Raw genomic sequence first — 500 nt, forward strand, 5'->3', positions numbered from 1 at the left:
GAAAAAGAGCGCGTTGCGCAGGAGCATACGATGATCACTGACAACATCACCCTCGGCCGCGCCCGCGAAATCTCCCAGACTGTCTCCGCGGCCCTCACCATCGGGATGAAATCTCCGACAGCGGACCTTTTCCGTGTCATCGGCCACTTCGACTGCATTTCCAACTCCGGCAGCGACGACAGCCCGCGCTGGACGAACGACCGTGACACAAGCGTCATGATAGGGACGTTCGTCGGGCGCCCCTCCGCCGAACAGGTGCAGGAAGCTGTTGCCAAGCAACTCCGGAGTTTCCAGCCAACTGCGGGGGCCAACAAGGATCTCGCGACCCGCTGGACATTCGTACGCGTCGAAATCGTCGGCAACGACGAACTCTGCGAATACGAGAAGTCTACTGTCAGCACCCAGAGAGAGGTTGGCGCGTACTATTCCAGCAACCACGAACCTCTCTGGATCCTGTGCGGCGGCGACCAGAACGACGGCTATCCGCGACGCTGGGCACC

1 protein-coding gene is annotated in these 500 nt (G+C 60.8%); it reads left to right on the plus strand.

The annotated features are described in order from the left end of the window. Positions 1-30 precede the first annotated feature (30 nt). Positions 31-500 (plus strand): hypothetical protein (locus IE243_RS23090; RefSeq protein WP_191321609.1); only part of this gene is annotated, 470 nt, incomplete at its 3' end.

The sequence above is a fragment of the Camelimonas fluminis genome, assembly GCF_014656355.1.
GTDB lineage: Bacteria > Pseudomonadota > Alphaproteobacteria > Rhizobiales > Beijerinckiaceae > Camelimonas > Camelimonas fluminis.